Origin of the sequence: Microcoleus sp. K1-B1, assembly GCF_036704705.1 — a bacterium.
Lineage (GTDB): Bacteria > Cyanobacteriota > Cyanobacteriia > Cyanobacteriales > Microcoleaceae > Microcoleus.
Genome location: NZ_JAUBSH010000078.1, coordinates 15,378 through 32,423, shown reverse-complemented (window position 1 = coordinate 32,423; position 17,046 = coordinate 15,378). Strand labels below are relative to the sequence as shown.

The following is a 17,046-nucleotide window of genomic DNA, read 5'->3' as shown; positions in this document are numbered from 1 at the left end:
ATCCTTGCTCTTCGCTGTGCTTATCTCAACGGTCAACTTTCAATTTGATGTATTTGCCAAACTGAGATGCACCCGTTCCAGAAATCGCTGGATATTTCGGATTCGACTCTTTTATTTAATAGGTTGTGGAAAGAAGTTGGCGAGAGTTGATAATCTGACGTTTCGATAACTTTGAAGCATCAAAACTAAGATTTCTAAGGTCTTTGCTTGACTTTCGCTCAGATGAATGCGTAATAACGAGTGGTATAATGTCTTTAACATTTTTGGTTAGGGTGGCTCCAAGGGCCACCCGCTTTTTGACGACTTATCCATTATCTCAAACAATTGCCCCGTCTGGGTTTGACCTCCGTTGTCACCCTCTCAGGAACCCGCCGCAATCTCATCAATCTCTGCCACCAGCGGATTAGCTTCCCAATATCCCCAAATTGGACAATATCTGTCCGAAACCAACACATCTTTAGCAACTTCATTCACAGCCCCCGCAATTAAATTACCAAAATAGCGGCAACCATCCACACACGTAGCAGCACCGTGAGTAGTTCTCGAACTTTCTCCAGATTTTTCTATGACTTCCAAAGGATTTGTAGCATAAAACAAAGGCACGGGAGCCAAACGCATAATCGAACCATTGCCAGCACTCCCAGCATCCGTCGAACCACAGAAAGGTTTTCTTGTATCTTCAAATTTCCCAAGTGCTTGTCGCACCGTATTGCCAATATCAAAACATTCACCAGTGCTGCTCAAATGTCCGTCTCGCCACCACCGCAAATAAGTTTCTAACTGATGGACTGGATCGAAACCTTGTTTCTCAATCAAACTTTCAGCTAAACAAAGTGCCATCGAAGTATCATCAGTCCACTCGCCCGGTTGCAGTTGAAACGGGCCCCCGCCAACCATACCGTTAATAGGTGTAAATGTTCCTGGGGGACAGAACTCTAAAGTTGTTCCGAGAGCATCACCAACTGCTAGACCTAGGAGACTGCCGCGATAACGTTCTATTTGCTGCATAAAATGGGAATTGGAAATTGGGAATGGGGAATTGGGAATTGGGAATTGGTAACAAATAACAATAGTGAACAGTTAACCGTGAACAGTCAACAGTCAACAGTGAACCGTCAACAATCGAGCTAATATTGATGTTAACCTGTCCATACCCGAACTCAGACCTGTCCATGACACCCGATGCCACCGCCGGAGCCACTTCCGCCCCTGCCACTCAATCTACACCCGAAGTCAGCTTGGAGCTGCAAGTCCGACTCAAAACCGAAGATGGACAGCTACTGTTGCTACTCCCCCCAGAAACCAATAGCGAACCCGGAACAGCCTCCGCCTCGACTTGGACTGAACTTTGGCAGCAGCTAAAAGTTAGGCTGAACGCAGGAGAACGCTTTTGGCAGCCAAACGCAGAAGTACAATTGATGGGGAACGATCGACTTTTAGATATCCGCCAACTACAAGAAATCGCAGATGCCCTCTCGGAAGTGGAACTGCAACTCAAACGAGTCCACACCAGTCGCCGCCAAACCGCCGTTGCCGCAGCTACAGCAGGCTATTGTGTAGAACAGCAGCCTCCGGTTTCTTCCCTGAATAAAGCCACTGCCGAAAAACCGCAATCGCTGGCGGAACCTTTATATTTGCAGATGACAGTGCGATCGGGCGTAGAAATTCGCCATCCGGGCACAGTCGTACTTTTGGGAGACGTAAATCCCGGCGGCTCAGTCATCGCCGGAGGCGATATCCTAGTTTGGGGCCGTTTGCGGGGAGTCGTGCACGCCGGTGCCGGTGGCAACACCAAAAGCGTGATTATGACCTTGCAGATGGAACCGATGGTGATTAGGATTGCTAAGTATGTTGCCAGAGGCCCAGAAACCTCACCGGCTCAGTTTTTCCCGGAAGTCGCCTATGTGACGCCCCAAGGGATTCGGATCGGTAGAGCCTCTGATTTTGACAAATCGCAGTTAGTCGGGGGTAATGGTTAGTTGACAGTTGACAGTTGACAGTTGGCAGTTGACCATTGTTATTTGTTATTTGTTATTTGTTATTTGTTACCAATTTTGACAAATCGCAGTTGATCGGCGGTAATGGTTAGTTGACAGTTGACATTTGACAGTTATTAGTTGTTACCAATAACCAATAACCAATAACCAATAACCAATAACCAATAACCAATAACCAATAACCAATAACCAATAACCAATAACTAATCTAAAAATCGCTTATGGCTCGCATTATTGTTGTTACATCAGGGAAAGGCGGGGTAGGAAAAACCACCTCCACAGCCAATCTCGGCATGGCTTTAGCTAAGCGGGGGCGCAACGTTGCCGTAATTGATGCCGATTTCGGTCTCAGAAATTTAGACTTGCTGCTGGGCTTAGAAAATCGGATTGTTTACACGGCATTAGAAGTTCTCGCAGGAGAGTGCCGGTTAGAGCAAGCTTTGGTGAAAGATAAGCGGCAGCCGCGCTTGGTGCTGTTGCCGGCTGCCCAAACTCGCATGAAAGATGCCATCAGCGCTGAGCAAATGAAGCAGCTTGTGGGGATGTTGGGAGCAAAATACGACTATATTTTGATCGACTCTCCTGCTGGCATTGAACAAGGTTTTCAAAATGCGATCGCCCCGGCTCAAGAAGGGATAATTGTTACCACTCCCGAAATCGCGGCTGTCCGGGATGCCGATCGAGTCATCGGCCTGCTGGAAGCCAACAACGTCAAGAAAATCAACCTGATCGTCAACCGGATCAGACCCGCAATGGTGCTGGCAAATGATATGATGTCGGTGCAAGACGTGCGGGAAATCCTCGCCATTTCGCTGTTAGGCGTCGTTCCCGACGACGAGCGCGTCATCGTTTCCACCAACCGAGGCGAACCATTAGTATTGTCGGAAACGGCCTCTTTAGCTGGAACTGCCTTCGACAATATTGCCCGCCGCTTAGAAGGCGAAAAAGTTGAATTTCTAGATCTCAATCCCCGTCCCGAAAACTTCTTTACTCGCCTCCGCAAGTTCTTAAATACTAAAATTATGTGATGTGCTGATTGGCGATCGATCTTTAACAGCAGCGACCGCATCACAAAAACTAGCCCAAAATTTCCCCCAGTGACACCAGTTCCCAAAAAGAATGAAACTGTAGACCAGCTCCAAACCAGACGGGAATCACTGATTCCCCAATCGAAAATCGAAAATCGAAAATGGTATGACCTTTTCTATGCCTAACCCTTGACAAACCAGCCTGACCCATGATACACACACTTCTCGAACGACTTTTCCCGCGCACCCCTGACAACAGCCGCGACGAGGTAAAACGGCGCCTCAAATTGGTTCTAGCCCACGACCGCTCAGAACTCAGCCCAGAAATGGTTGAGTCGATGCGCCGAGAAATTCTAGAGGTGGTGTCTCGCTACGTGGAAATCGATACCACCGGGTCTGAGTTCTCGCTGGAGAGCGACCAGCGAGCCACAGCACTAATTGCAAATCTCCCGATCCGGCGCGTCAGGCTGGAACATCCACCGGAGAATTTGCCCAAGAATTTGCCCCCGAATCGGCCCGAAAATCGACCCGATTATGTACCGGAGTATGTAGTCGAAACTCTGCCCGACACGAGAGAGTGATAGGGATTGAGATTTTATTGTCAGGCAAAGAGTTTGATCGGCTAGCAATTTAAATTAAACTATCTCTCTACAATTAAAATATTGGGGGGGCTGGCTCTTAGCTCGTCCCAAATATGTGATTAAAAAGGGGAAAAGCTTGTGATACCTAAAAAGTCATGAAGTTAATCTTCATAACTAATCGCTCTTTCCCAAAAAGCTTGCGTGGACTCTCTTAATAACTAATCGCTCTTTCCAGAGGATCTTGTAACTGAAGTTCTAAGGGTCGGCCGGAGCGAATTTCTAAACCAGGTAACTCATGTTTGACTAACGTTTTTTCGCCGGTTTCAGCAGTTGCCAACGGCCAGAGTACCCAGCGGCTGCCAGGGGAAAGAGTGCTTAAACTTGCAGAGTTTTGAGTCAGCCAAATTATCGGCAGTTTCGACCGATTATCGATCGCATCTTCCCCAACATTAACCGCCGCTAAAGTTTCCAAAACTACCCGGTTCCCCGATACGAGTCCAGTCCCGGCAGTCCAAAGTTTGACGTTTAACAGGCGCTTGCTAGCATAGAAGTAAAGAGACGCAGCAACTGTCACGGCTCTTTCAAATTCTTCTGGCTGCCACGCCGCAGCGCTGTCGAGAGCAATAATAATTTCTTGACCGCCGGCTGCAACTTCTAACTCTCTCACCCGCAGTTCTCCGTAGCGGGCGCTGGTGCGCCAGTGAATCAGGCGGGTGGGGTCTCCGTGGCGGTAAGGTCTCAGGTTGCGGGTGAGGCCTTCGGTAGCAGTTTGCGATCGACTGCGATTGTAAAATTGCGGGCTGTCTTCTTGACCGATGCGATCGATCAAAGGACAAGTGCTCAACGGCAAAACTTGTGGATACACAACCGCCACCGCTTTGACTGGGCGGCTGCGTCGGCACCAAAACAACCCTAAAGGTGCCGCCGTCCTCAAGTTTACCTCTTGCCACCGATAGACGCCGCGCTGCCGGACTTCTAGATAGTATGTATCCCTGTATATACTGTTAGGCTCTATGACTTCGATCGGGCGGACAACCGGTTCTCCCAGTACAAACGGCAAGATGTCTACCACTTGCAACAAAGTCTTAGGTTCGCTGGCGCGATTTTCGATTTCTAGTTCGACGGTGATTTGATCGCCCGCACTCACCGGTTCGATCGGGCGGCGACGGACTTCCAAGGAACGGAGCGATTTTCCCGGCAAAACTGCGGCTACTGCCAACAGCGCCAAACCCCCACCGCTGAGCACGTACAGCCACCCAGACATTGTATTAGTCGCCGACCCAAAAAAGAAAACCGTCATCCCCGATAGCAGCCAACCTGCGTAGGCAGGGGTAACAGCGCGATTTTCGAGCCAGTCGGCGATTTTGTGACCGATGTTCATAAAAAAAGTTCGGTAAGTGGGAAACGAGCGAGACTTTAGTCCTGAGAGGAAAACGACCCGGCGATTTCAATCGCCTTGAATCCCCTTTCGGGGTTGGAGAGGTATGGTTGCCTCCCCGGTGAGGTATGGCTGCCTCAATCTCCCTTTCGGGGTAATGTTCGCTTTGCCAATGTTATAAAGGCTTGTTCGGCTTACAGCACTGTTTCAGGGACTTTAAAACTGTTTAACTGTAAACAACAGAGCGGAAAACTAGCGTCGCATTCACCGGTGTTATGACCTAAATAACGTAGTCAGCTAAGACTTAGGCGGGTCAGTACAGCTTGCTTGATCTCTCTTACAAGCTCAGTGGCTTTAGCCCTGAGTTACTGACAGGAGTTTAAATTGTTAATTACTCGATCGCCCCATCAAGCCTAATTGTAAAATATTCTCAGCATTTAACACCGAATTAGCTGCGAGCGATAAAATTAGAAATCGGGCATTTTTTCGCAATAAATCTACATTGACCCCGCCCAAAAACGGATACCAGCCCCCGACACTCAGTCAGGGTCGAGCCCCAAATTTTAGACTCTAGTTCCTGCTCCCAGATTAATCTGTGGAGTAAATCTAAAATCTAAAATTTAAAATCAAAAATAGACTGACTGGAGACAAAAAAATGAACCCATTAAACAATCCTACACCCGTTCAACCAGAGGCTCAAGCCCGCCGACGAACACCGCCACCGCCCCCGCCTTTGGCTGCAACTCCCGCGCCGCCTCCACCAGCGCCGAGTGTGCCCCCCGCAGCCCAGCAGCAGCGGCCTGTTGAGACACCCGTCAGTACGATCGAACAAATGGTCAGAGATGCCCATAGCGCCTCGGCTTCCGACATTCACATTCGAGTCGGCCAAGTACCTCGATTTCGGATTCGGGGCGTGATGCAAGTAGCAACTAACCACCCCAAAGTAACGCCAGAAATTTTTGAAAATTACCTAGCCGAAATTCTCACCCCCGAACAGCGAAAACAGTTTGCAACTACCAAGGAATTAGATTCAGCAATTTTTTACCCTGGCTTTGTGCGTTGTCGGCTAAACTGTTTTGATTCCCTCAGCGGCGGTGCGATGGTATTGCGGTTGATTAGTTTGGAAATACCTACTATCGATTCCATGAGGTTGCCAGAAGTTTTCAAAAATATCATTTTGCGATCGCAGGGATTAATATTGGTTACAGGGCCTACCGGTTCGGGGAAATCGACAACTGTAGCTGCGATGATCGACCACCTCAACCAGATGGAGCAAAAGCACGTAGTTACAATTGAAGACCCGATCGAATTCATTCACCCTTCTAAAAAATGCTTGGTCAGCCAGCGGGAAGTCGGCTTGCATACCCACGAGTTTCAGCAGGCTTTGCGCGCAGTTTTGCGGGAAGATCCAGATGTAATTCTGATCGGGGAAATGCGCGATCGCGTTACCATCAATACAGCGTTGCAAGCAGCTCAAACTGGTCACTTAGTATTGGGAACTCTCCACACTCGCAGCGCCATTAACGCTATTAATCGGTTGTTGAACCTCTACCCACCCGAAGAACAACAGGCGATGCGAATTCAAATTTGCGATTCTTTAGTGGCGGTAATTGCCCAACTTTTGCTGCCCACAGTTGACAACCGTCGGGTAGCAGTTCACGATATTTTGGTGAATACACCTGCCATGCACGATTACTTGATGAAAGGTGCTGATGAGGAAGCTTTCCGATTAATGGAACATGATACTTACGAAGGAATGCAGATTATCAACCAGGGTCTTTACAAACTGGTGCTTGAAGGCAGAGTGACGATCGAAGAAGCAGCAAAAATTTCTCCCGAAGCCAGCGATTTAGACCGCCGCTTGCGGACAGGAGGCTACGATGTTGCCGACGCTCGCGGCTTTGAAGGCAGCAAAAAAGAACGCACTGTTCGCGCCTAGTAGCAGCACACATACAGGGGTAGGCACTGCAGGACTACCCCACCCATCAAGTAACAAGATTTTTAGCAGACCGAAATATTTGATGATGGCTTTTGTGCGTATTTTTACTTAAAAACCACCTATATTTAGTAACCAAACATACATTTTAATTAAAAAGTAAAATGCTATAATCAAGGTCAAGTGTATTGTTAAGTTTTTTAAACGTAGACCCTACTTTACATAAACTTTAAAATTGCGTGAAAACTCGCAGGTGATTGCAAAGAAATAGTAAAGATATGTTCAGAGTATTGGCAGCACTCAGCAATTTAAGTATATAGTTGTAGTGACAAATTTTGGACAGAGAACATTCCGACTTTGCCGATATTTGCCGATCGCAGAAGTAAGCAGGTTACAAAAGGGCTTAATAAAACTACAAGCCGAGCCAATGGCGTGTTTTCCTAATTAAGTAGCTTTCCGTCGAAAAAATCCTAAAACCAAGCAGACTTTTAAAGATTCTGTCCATCGAAAATTTGTTTAACAACGCGCTTATCAGCAAGGGTATTTCTAGAATTTAAAGGAGCCAAAAAAAGTGAAGAGTGCATATAACCAAAGAGAAGTGTTTGAAGGTGCCAGCAAAGCAGAAATAATTGAGCGCATCCAGCAGCTAGTTCCCCCCGGTTCCCCGGAACCCCAAGATCCTGAAATCCTCGCGGCCTTACAAACTCTCACCGCACAGCTAATCGCAGCCTATCAAGCCGACGGACAATTAGAAAGCGAACCTTTTAGCGACGTGCGCGGTCGCACTATTCACCTATACGCATCCGCAGTCAGCAGCCAAATCAAAGGAAAAACCATCTTAATCACCGGAGGAGAAGGATGTGTCGGTCGTTTCTTGATCGCAAAACTCCTCGAATTAGGCGCAACTAAAATCATTTCCGCAGACAACGCCCGATGTCACAACCCCGAAGAAAATCTCCCGCTTTTTACCAAAGAAGGTGCTGTAACTTTCTATGCCGTCGATATTCGCAACCTCGACGCGCTCAAACACATATTTGAGGTAGAAAAACCAGCAATTGTTTTTCACCTAGCAGCCCAACGCCAACCCGGACTAGCTGAAATCAAAATCCGAGAAACAGTTACAACCAGCCTGTTAGGATGTAAACACGTCATCCAACTCTGCGAAGAATACGGCGTAGAACACTGCATATTCTCTTCGACAGGCAAAACATCTCGATATTTTACAACCGAAGTTTACGCCGCCTCGAAGAAGTTTGCCGAATGGCAATTTGCCAAAGCAGCTCAAGAAGGAGATGTCACTTACGGGATGGTTCGCTTTACTCATATGTTGGAAAATAGCTTGTTCTGCGAGCAAATGTCCAAAAAAGTAGAGCAAGGTAAAACTGTCAACGTTCACGCTCCCCACCGTTACGTAACGGCTCAAAATCTTTTTGAAGCCGTACATTTATTGCTGAATTCTCTGATTGTGTCCGTTCCCGGTAAACTGAAATTTGTTGCCGTAAGTAATCTCGGTTGGCCGACAGAAACCTTGGAAGTAGCTCTTTATAAAATTCTTGAATCAGGCAAAAATCTGCCGATTTATTTTCAAGGGCTTTTGCCGGGATACGAAGAACCGTTTTTCCTTGGACAGTTTGACTGGAAAAAACCTACAGACATTCACCTCCTAATTAATGTGTTGGAAGATCCTTTTAGAAGTATTAACGATACTGGCGACATGGTGAGTGTAGAATTAGCTCCTTTTTCTTTGCGTGTGTTAGATAAACAAGTGTCGAAGCTGGAAAGCCTAATCATCGATCCAGATTTCCCCGAAGTGCAAATCAAGCACGCTCTTGTAGCAGCGGAAAAAGAAGTGATTGCTTCCTCTTTTGCGTGGAGTGCCCCTGAAGAGTTGTTGAAAATTTTGCAGTGGGGAATCAATCCCAAGAAATTGCAAGGTTACGGAACAGAAATCGCTGACTATAGCGAGATTATCGAACTCCTCCTGCAAGGAATTTGCGGGCGGCTTAACCAAGAAGTCTTGCACAGTGCTGGAGTTACGGCAGATGAGTTTGATGACTTAGTTGAGAGTCTTTCTACCCTGGATTCTATTCATGCAGAAGTGGGATATTTGCGATCGATATCGAGATATCTCAGAGAATTTGCACCCCCCGCACAGTTCACTACCAAAAAATCTGAACCTGTTGCTATCCCCGATGCAGCGTAGCTTCAACATAGTTTTGAGTTGGGAGGTTGCTTGGTGACTGCCCACCCAAAGGAGATGAATGAGTTATATCAATTACGGTTGAACGAGCGAAATGATTGTTGACTGTTGACTGTTGACTGTAGAAGGAGGGGTCGAAAAACTCAATGGTAGAGTGTTGACTGTTGACTCGATTTTATTATTCCGATGCAACCGGATTTGATGTTAAACATCGGCTAAGTGTTTAGTTGATTAAAAATAGAACCCCCAGAAACCAGGTTTCTTTTAGAAACCTGGTTTCTGCAGTCTGGGCTTGTTTGATTTTTCATTAAATTAGAGTGACTTAAAATTGTCAGAATTGACATGATATGATATTATTGAGAACCGCAAAACCGCCATCAAATTAATTTGTAGTGATGACGATCGTCCTAGTAGTGCCATTGGACTTAAGTCCTCACAACAAAAGTGATAACGGTGATTTTTTGCAGGCATGATAGGATGATACTTTAGATAGAGTGGCGCAGTGAGTTAAGAAAGGTGCAATAAGATTAGATAAACTCAATGAACGCAACAAATAAAATTAAATTAAGGTACTAGAATTGTGGAAATTAATCAGATACTGTTCCTATTGATTGATGTTGTGCTACTGGCGATCGCCCTGATCCTTCTAATTCCCGTTGCAGTTCTATTTCTAGAATGCAGTGCAGCTTTCTTGTCCCGCCAGGGCAAGACAGCCGAAAGTAAAGCGCCCCGGCCAAAAGTAGCAGTTTTAATTCCCGCTTACAACGAAGCAGCAGGAATTGCCGCGACCATCTCTACCATATTGCCACAGCTAACACCTCAAGACCGCCTGTTAGTGATTGCTGACAACTGCACGGACGCCACGGCAGAAATCGCCCGTAACTGCGGTGCAAGTGCGATCGAGCGCCAAGACACCCAACGCAAGGGCAAAGGATACGCACTGGATTTTGGCTTGCAGTCGATCGAATCAGACCCCCCCGAAGTAGTCATCATGGTTGACGCAGACTGCATCTGTCAGCCAGACTCTATAGAAAAATTAGCCAGGGTTGCAGTTGCTGAACAAAGACCAGTGCAAGCAAATTATCTCATGGAACAGCCACCCAATCCTACTCCGAAAGATTCCATTTCGGCTTTAGCATTTCTTGTGAAAAACTTAGTTCGTCCCAGCGGATTAAAACAGTTAGGATTCCCATCCTTACTAACAGGAACTGGCATGGCTTTTCCCTGGTCGATAATTCGATCGGTTTCTCTAGCAAGCAGCAATATTGTTGAAGATATGCAGATGAGTTTGGATTTGGCGATCGCCGGACACCCAACAGTATTCTGCCCCGAAGCCAACGTCACCGGGTGTTTGCCACAGCAGCAGCAAGCAGCTAAAAGTCAAAGAACCAGGTGGGAACACGGTCACATACAGACATTGTTAACTCAAACTCCCCGGCTGACAGCAGCTTCAGTCGAGCAAAAACGTTTTGACTTATTGGCGATCGCCCTCGACTTATCCGTCCCTCCCCTATCGCTTTTAGTCGCTATCTGGCTAGCTGCTTTTGCCGCCTCTTTACTAGCAGCAATTTTGGGAACATCCTCAATTCCAGCCGTCTTGTTAGCAGTACAAGGATTGCTGATTTTAGTTTCAATTGTCAGCGCTTGGGCAAAATTCGGGCGTGCCGATATTTCTGGCTCAACTCTCTTATCTGTACCTTTTTACATCCTTTGGAAAATCCCTTTGTATCTAGGTTTTCTCCTGAAGCGGCAAACCAAATGGGTGCGAACAGAACGCGATGTTTAATATTTAGATTGAAAAGTTTTAACCGCAGATATCAGCCGATAAACGCCGATGAAAGCAGATATAATTGTATCTGCTTTCATCGGCGTTTATCGGCGGTTAAAAAAACTTATATAAAAACTTAAAAATAGTTCACTGCTTCACGGGAATTTCAATCACAAACTCAGCCCCTTCACGGGGCGCAGAAAAGCACATTAGCTTCCCGCCGTGTTTCTCTACTACAATCTGATAACTGATACTCAACCCTAAACCAGTACCTTGGCCCACAGGTTTTGTAGTAAAGAAAGGGTCAAATATTCGCGATCGTACTTCCTCCGTCATCCCCCGACCATTGTCAGCAATATAAATTCTCACCAAGTTTTTGTCGCATACCTCAGTCCGAATCTCAATCTTTCGCTCAAAGATTGGAGATAAAGGACTTTCTAGTTTGGCAGTTGTCTCCGGTCGCCCAACTCCTAACTCAACTGCATCAATTGCATTACTCAAAATATTCATAAACACCTGATTTAACCCAGAAGCATAACAATTTACCTCCGGCAGTTGACCGTACTCTTTAACTACCTCAATGCCATGTCCGACTGCATCCTTTTTCAACCTGTGCTGCAAAATTAGCAGAGTCGAATCAATCCCGGAGTGAACATCCACTGGTTTCATCTCGGCTTCATCCAGGCGTGAGAAATTCCGCAGCGACAGCACAATATTGCGAACGCGATCGACCCCAACCTGCATTGATTTTAGAATTTTGGGCAAATCTTCTTGAATAAAAGCGAGGTCAATATCTTCTGTTTTAGCAACAATCTCAGGATTAGCATTCGGGTAAGACTCCTGGTAAAGCTCAATCAATCCCAGCAAATCCGAGCTATAATCGTTAGCATGGAGAACATTGCCATAAATGAAATTAATCGGATTATTAATTTCGTGAGCAACCCCCGCCACCAACTGCCCCAAAGAAGACATTTTTTCCGTTTGAATTAGTTGAGTCTGCGTCGAGCGTAATTCGGACAAAGTAACTTCTAATTGTGTCGCTTTTTCTCTCAGTTGCCCCTCAGAAAGTCGCAAAGCATCCTCCGCTAACTTGCGATCAGTAATGTCCTGTATCGTCCCAAATAACTTAATCACTTTACCGCCATCAACAATAGCTTGCGCCTTAACATAAATATATCTGACAGCTCCATCAGCGCGCAAAATTCTCATCTCATACTCGCAAGGATTTCCTAACCGACTAATCTGCTCTACTGCCTCTAACCACAACTGTAGGTCATCTGGATGAATTTGCTTCCTGTGTTCTAAAATAGTTGGTTCTGGTAGTTTAGGGTCAAGGCCAAAAATTCGGAATACTTCCTCAGACCAAGTTAATTTATCCCCCTTCAAATCAAATTCCCAGTTGCCGAGGTGCGCCAGTTTTTGAGCTTCCTGCAGCTTAGCTTCTTTAGTTTTTAATTCCTGCGTGCGCTCTTCTACTCTCACCTCCAGCGTCCGGGAATAATCCTCCAACTGTTCCTTAGCCTCCGACAAATTAGCAACAAGTACGGCATTCTCCAGAGAGATAGCCGCTTGGGAAGAAAGTATTTTCAAAACTTCCAACCTAGTTGGAGAAAACGCTTCATTAGTTAAATTATTTTCCAGATAAAGGAGACCTACGAGTTTGCTTTGATTCAGAATGGGAGTACAAAGCGCCGATTTCACTTGATGCTTTTTAATATAGGGGTCATCTGTAAATAGACCTTCCCTAGCAGCCTGACTTAAAACTACATCTGAGTGCGTTTTTTCAACATAATTAATCACCGTTAGTGGTAAAACCTCTGCAGGAGATACTCTAGGACATTGTTCAACTGCAACATCCGATGACTCCACCGATGCCGCTGCTTGAATCAGCAATTTGCCTTGCTTGGGCATCAACAGAAAACCTTTTTGTGCCCCAGCATTCTCGATCGCCATTTTCATTAACTTTTCTAACAACTTGTCCAACACAATTTCACTAGCTAGTGCTTGAGATGCTTTAACAACAGTTGTCAAATCCAATAAACTGCTGTGACTGCTGCTCGTGCTATAATTAGTGCTAGTAATAGTTCGATCGGCGCTGGCTTTTCCTACCGATGCAGGCGGTAAAGAACTCGGATACTGTGACTCCAAATGTTTTACCTTGGCGGTTGCTCCCCAATGAATATAGCCGTAGTAAGCATCTATCAGATAAGTCTGAGCCAGTTTGTTTCGACCGTTAGCTAGATAAAATTCTGCTGCCCGTTCATTTGCTAGCGCTGCTTCGTGGATGTATTCATTCTCCGACGCTCCTTTCACCGCTCGATCGTAATACTGAGCCGCTTTTTCATATTGTCCCAATACTCGCGCTTTTTCTGCCTCTACTAAGTCATATTTATGCTGATAATTTCCCGGAGAGTTCAAAGCCCAATGCTTCATTTTTTTCTGAAGCGAACAAACTTTTTTAAAATGTTTTTTCTGTTCGACTTTTGAAGCTGTGGGATACAAAGCTAAGAGCGCTAGGGAATAGTAAAAATTGTGGAGGGGAACATACATCGTAGACATCGCCCCCTCAGAATAATTTGATGCTGTCACCGCATTTTCAGCAGATATAGCATAATCTTTAAATATATAATTTAGCCACGTTTTATACAAAAACACTACAAATAATACTAAATTATTTTGACCCTCCCTTAATGCTGGCAGCATAGTTTCTTCATTAAACTTTTCGCCCGTCAATAGGCAAAAATTTTTTGTTTTACCTTGCAAATTTAAGACAACTTGCGCCCCAGCTTTGGCTTTATAAATCATAGATTCATTATGATAATTAACCAACATTTGAATATATTGACTCTGCTTAGTCTCCACAGAATCCAGAGGTTCGCCACTCAAAAATATATAATTGCTGTAAAAACTCGCACAATAACAAGCATTACTGATATCTCCCGTTTCTAGTCCACTCTGAATACCCTCAAGTAAACCGATAAGACTTTCCCTGACCTGCTCAGACCAGTGACGGATAAAACCATTAAAAGTTAGCGACATTTGAGAGTTGTGCAAGTTGGTGTGGAATTGTTCTAAAAGTGCCAGGGCTAGTTTACCGTATCGGTATCCAGAATCCATATCACCTAATACTGCACAGTGAATCATCCCGTAACTTCCATACGCGTGACTAGACAACGGCGCATTCCCGTACTTAAGAGAAAGAATAACTCTTTTAAAGGAGATCAGTGGGAACATATCGGGTGCTGTTACAGAAGCAGCAGGACACATATTCGTTAAAATCCGTATAGCCGCAATTTTATGAAGGTCAGTCATTGGTGGCAACTTGACTAAATCCTCAATCCGTTTGTTTCCCACAGCTAATTTTGTCCGTATTAGCCCCATAAAAATATTTAATTTAGTGGGTTTTTGAGGGAGATCGACTCCCAGCAGTTTCAAAGCTTCTAGAGCTATATCTATCGAAGCTTGGGATTGATTTTGATTGAAGTAGAAACTAATTTTTAGCTCATAAACCTTTACTTTTTCTAGCAAATTATTGGCTCGGGCTATAATAACCTCTGATAGCTGAAACGCTCGCTCAAACTCGGTATTGATATAGGACAATTCCAGCGCTTCGGCATGGAGTTCCATAATTAAATTGTAGTGACTCTGCCAAGCTCGTTCGAGTAGAAGTTCTAGACCTGCATTAACATATTTTAGTGCTGCTTCATAGGCGGCAGAACTCTTAGCTTTCTTGCCAGCTATAAGATTAAAGTTAGCTAGTTCATATCGCTGTTCCTCATTTGTGATTAATCCCACCCCGATATTGAGTTGGTTGACAATATCAAAGATATTTTCTGCTATCTCCGATGGCGGGGTTGAATTCAGCAGCAGGGAGCCGATTTTTAAGTGGGTTTGTTTTTTCTGGGAGTCGGGGATGAGAGAATAGGCCGCTTGCTGTACGCGATCGTGCAAAAACCTGTAAGATATTGCGTATTGAGCGCGACTCCCAACTCCATCCCCATGCCCTGGACACCCGGAGTCGATGTCCTCAACCAGGGGGATTTTGTAAGCATCGCTCATTGGCAGAATTAAACCCGCCTGAAGCGCATCCCATAAATCTGCCGCCGTTTCCGAGCCTGATTTTTCCGTAACAATTGCCAAATTTTCTAAACTAAAACGGTTGCCCATACAAGCAGCTAATTTTAATACTTGCTGCGTCTCCTCCGGCAGTTGTTGCAGATTCCGAGCAACTAATTCAACGACACTGTAATCGGCAATGCCAGCGGCTTCTATTTCCGTGATGTCCCACTGCCATGCACCAACATTGAAATCAAAAACTAACAGTTGTTCTGAGTGAATAGTTGAAAGAAGTTGAGTTAGAAAAAATGGATTTCCGCCAGTTTTATTAAAAATTAACTGTGTCAAAGACTTTAAGTTTTCCGTTTGATTACCCAAAGTATCCCCTACTAGCTCCGTTACGCTGCTCAAATCTAAACATGGGAGGATAATGTGATGCACAGCAGCACCAGTCTGTTGAATTTTTTCGACCGTTTGAACTAACGGATGAGTCAAATTCACTTCGTTATCTCGATAGGCTCCTATCAGTAAAAAATATCGGCTATCCTGGTCAGTAACTAATTCCTGAATCAATTTTAAGGAAGCTAAATCTGCCCACTGCAAATCATCCAAAAAGAGAACTAATGGGTGTTCAGCTTGGGCAAACACATTCATGAATTCTTTGAACAATCGATTAAAGCGATTTTGAGATTCTGTCGGTTCCAATTGGGGAACTGCCGGCTGCGAACCAATTATTAGTTCGACCGAAGGGACAACATCAATAATAATTCCACCGTTATTACCCAGCCTTGACAAAAGCTTTTCTTTCCAAATTGCCAAATCTTCTGAGCTTTTTGTTAATAACTGCTGCATTAATGATTCAAAGGCTTGAGTTATTGCAGCATAAGGAACATCCCGCTTAAACTGGTCAAATTTGCCAGCAATAAAATAACCCCGCTGCCTGACAATTGGTTTGTGGATTTCACTGACAACTGAGGTTTTACCGATGCCTGAGTAACCGCTTACCAACACCATCTCTGTTTTCCCGAAGCTGACTCGCTCGAATGATGCCATCAAATCAGCGACTTCTTGTGTGCGGCCGTAGAGTTTTTGGGGAATCAAAAATTGACCGGATTTGTCAAGTGTCCCTGGAATGAAATTTTCTATTTTGTCAGTTGTTTGTAGCTGAGTTAGACAATTTTCCAGGTCTGCTTTTACTCCAAAGGCACTTTGATATCGGTCTTCGGCATTTTTAGCTAATAGTTTCATGACAATAGATGAAACTACCAGGGGGATTTCCTTTTTTAACTTATCGGGAGGAACTGGCGTCACAGCAATGTGGCTGTGAATTAATTCTAAGGGGTCAGTGGAGTTAAAGGGCAACTCTCCTGTCAGCATTTCATAAAACGTGATACCTAGAGAATACAAGTCAGTTCGGTAGTCGAGGTCTCGGTTCATCCGACCGGTTTGCTCTGGGGATATATAGGCTAGAGTGCCTTCTAGCACGGTGGCATTGCTATTTTGGTGAACCTCTCTAGATAGGCGCGTTGCCATGCTAAAGTCGGTGATTTTTACTTGTTGAAAATCTGGGGTAATGATAATATTTGAGGGTTTTATATCTTTATGAATAATCTGGTTTTGATGCAGTTCTCCGAGAGCTTGTACCACTTGAATAGCCAGGGGCAAAAACTTGCTAATTTTAATGCTTTGACCTGCTTGATAATGATTGAGAGATTGACCGCCACAATCTTCTAATATCAGAGCGAAACTGTTGTTATATTTTTCTAAGCTATGGGGTTTAACAATCCCTTCGATTTGGAGATTCGAGCTAATTTTGTATTCATGTCTCAACCGGGTAATTTCTGCTATTGTGGGATACTCGGTATTGAGTGTTTTAATGATGACTGATGTTCGATCGGATTCCCTGACTGCGCGATAAATGAGCGACTTCACACCAAGTTGAACAACTTCTGTGATTCTGTAACCGGGAATTGCATTCATGGGTTTTATTCTATCTATGCCTAAATTTTGGGTAAACATTTTGCTTGATGTTGATCGACTATCGGGCGCACGGTACTTAAGTATTTTTATATCCTGGGTACTTTATAATACTTAAAGTATTT

At 44.9% G+C, this 17,046-nt stretch carries 9 protein-coding genes and 1 pseudogene; 6 read left to right on the top strand and 4 right to left on the bottom strand.

Annotated features, from left to right (window positions below; genetic code table 11):
• Positions 1 to 114: 114 nt before the first annotated feature.
• A pseudogene (locus QUA83_RS23040) lies at positions 115 to 261 on the bottom strand (IS4 family transposase); the annotation flags it as partial.
• 99 nt (positions 262 to 360) lie between these two features.
• On the bottom strand, positions 361 to 1,008 hold the full coding sequence (locus tag QUA83_RS23035) for an ADP-ribosylglycohydrolase family protein (RefSeq protein WP_333296109.1): 648 nt from the start codon (positions 1,006 to 1,008) through the stop codon (positions 361 to 363).
• Between the two features lie 164 nt (positions 1,009 to 1,172).
• Here QUA83_RS23035 and minC point away from each other — a divergent pair, with 164 nt between their 5' ends.
• The 3 genes from minC to minE all read left to right on the top strand — a co-directional run bounded on the left by minC (position 1,173) and on the right by minE (position 3,606).
• A complete protein-coding gene (gene minC, locus QUA83_RS23030) occupies positions 1,173 to 1,979 on the top strand; it encodes a septum site-determining protein MinC (RefSeq protein ID WP_333296107.1) in 807 nt (268 codons plus the stop codon).
• Between the two features lie 239 nt (positions 1,980 to 2,218).
• The gene (gene minD, locus QUA83_RS23025) at positions 2,219 to 3,025 is read left to right on the top strand and encodes a septum site-determining protein MinD (protein WP_333166390.1); all 807 of its coding nucleotides are present in this window, start codon (positions 2,219 to 2,221) and stop codon (positions 3,023 to 3,025) included.
• Positions 3,026 to 3,234: 209 nt separating this feature from the next.
• On the top strand, positions 3,235 to 3,606 hold the full coding sequence (gene minE, locus QUA83_RS23020) for a cell division topological specificity factor MinE (RefSeq protein ID WP_333296104.1): 372 nt from the start codon (positions 3,235 to 3,237) through the stop codon (positions 3,604 to 3,606).
• Between the two features lie 211 nt (positions 3,607 to 3,817).
• Here minE and QUA83_RS23015 read toward each other — a convergent pair whose 3' ends face one another.
• Entirely contained in the window at positions 3,818 to 4,987 is a 1,170-nt protein-coding gene (locus QUA83_RS23015; protein WP_333296102.1) for a DUF58 domain-containing protein, read from the bottom strand.
• Between the two features lie 652 nt (positions 4,988 to 5,639).
• Between QUA83_RS23015 and QUA83_RS23010 the strand changes: the two genes are divergently transcribed.
• The 3 genes from QUA83_RS23010 to QUA83_RS23000 all read left to right on the top strand — a co-directional run bounded on the left by QUA83_RS23010 (position 5,640) and on the right by QUA83_RS23000 (position 10,906).
• Positions 5,640 to 6,923: a PilT/PilU family type 4a pilus ATPase gene (locus QUA83_RS23010; RefSeq protein ID WP_333296100.1), complete on the top strand. Its 1,284-nt coding sequence runs from the start codon at positions 5,640 to 5,642 to the stop codon at positions 6,921 to 6,923.
• Positions 6,924 to 7,491: 568 nt separating this feature from the next.
• A complete protein-coding gene (locus QUA83_RS23005; protein ID WP_333296099.1) occupies positions 7,492 to 9,123 on the top strand; it encodes a polysaccharide biosynthesis protein in 1,632 nt (543 codons plus the stop codon).
• 577 nt (positions 9,124 to 9,700) lie between these two features.
• Entirely contained in the window at positions 9,701 to 10,906 is a 1,206-nt protein-coding gene (locus QUA83_RS23000) for a glycosyltransferase family 2 protein (protein ID WP_333296097.1), read from the top strand.
• Between the two features lie 129 nt (positions 10,907 to 11,035).
• Here QUA83_RS23000 and QUA83_RS22995 read toward each other — a convergent pair whose 3' ends face one another.
• Positions 11,036 to 16,924, bottom strand: coding sequence for an AAA family ATPase (locus QUA83_RS22995; protein ID WP_333296095.1), 5,889 nt, complete (start codon positions 16,922 to 16,924; stop codon positions 11,036 to 11,038).
• Positions 16,925 to 17,046 lie beyond the last annotated feature (122 nt).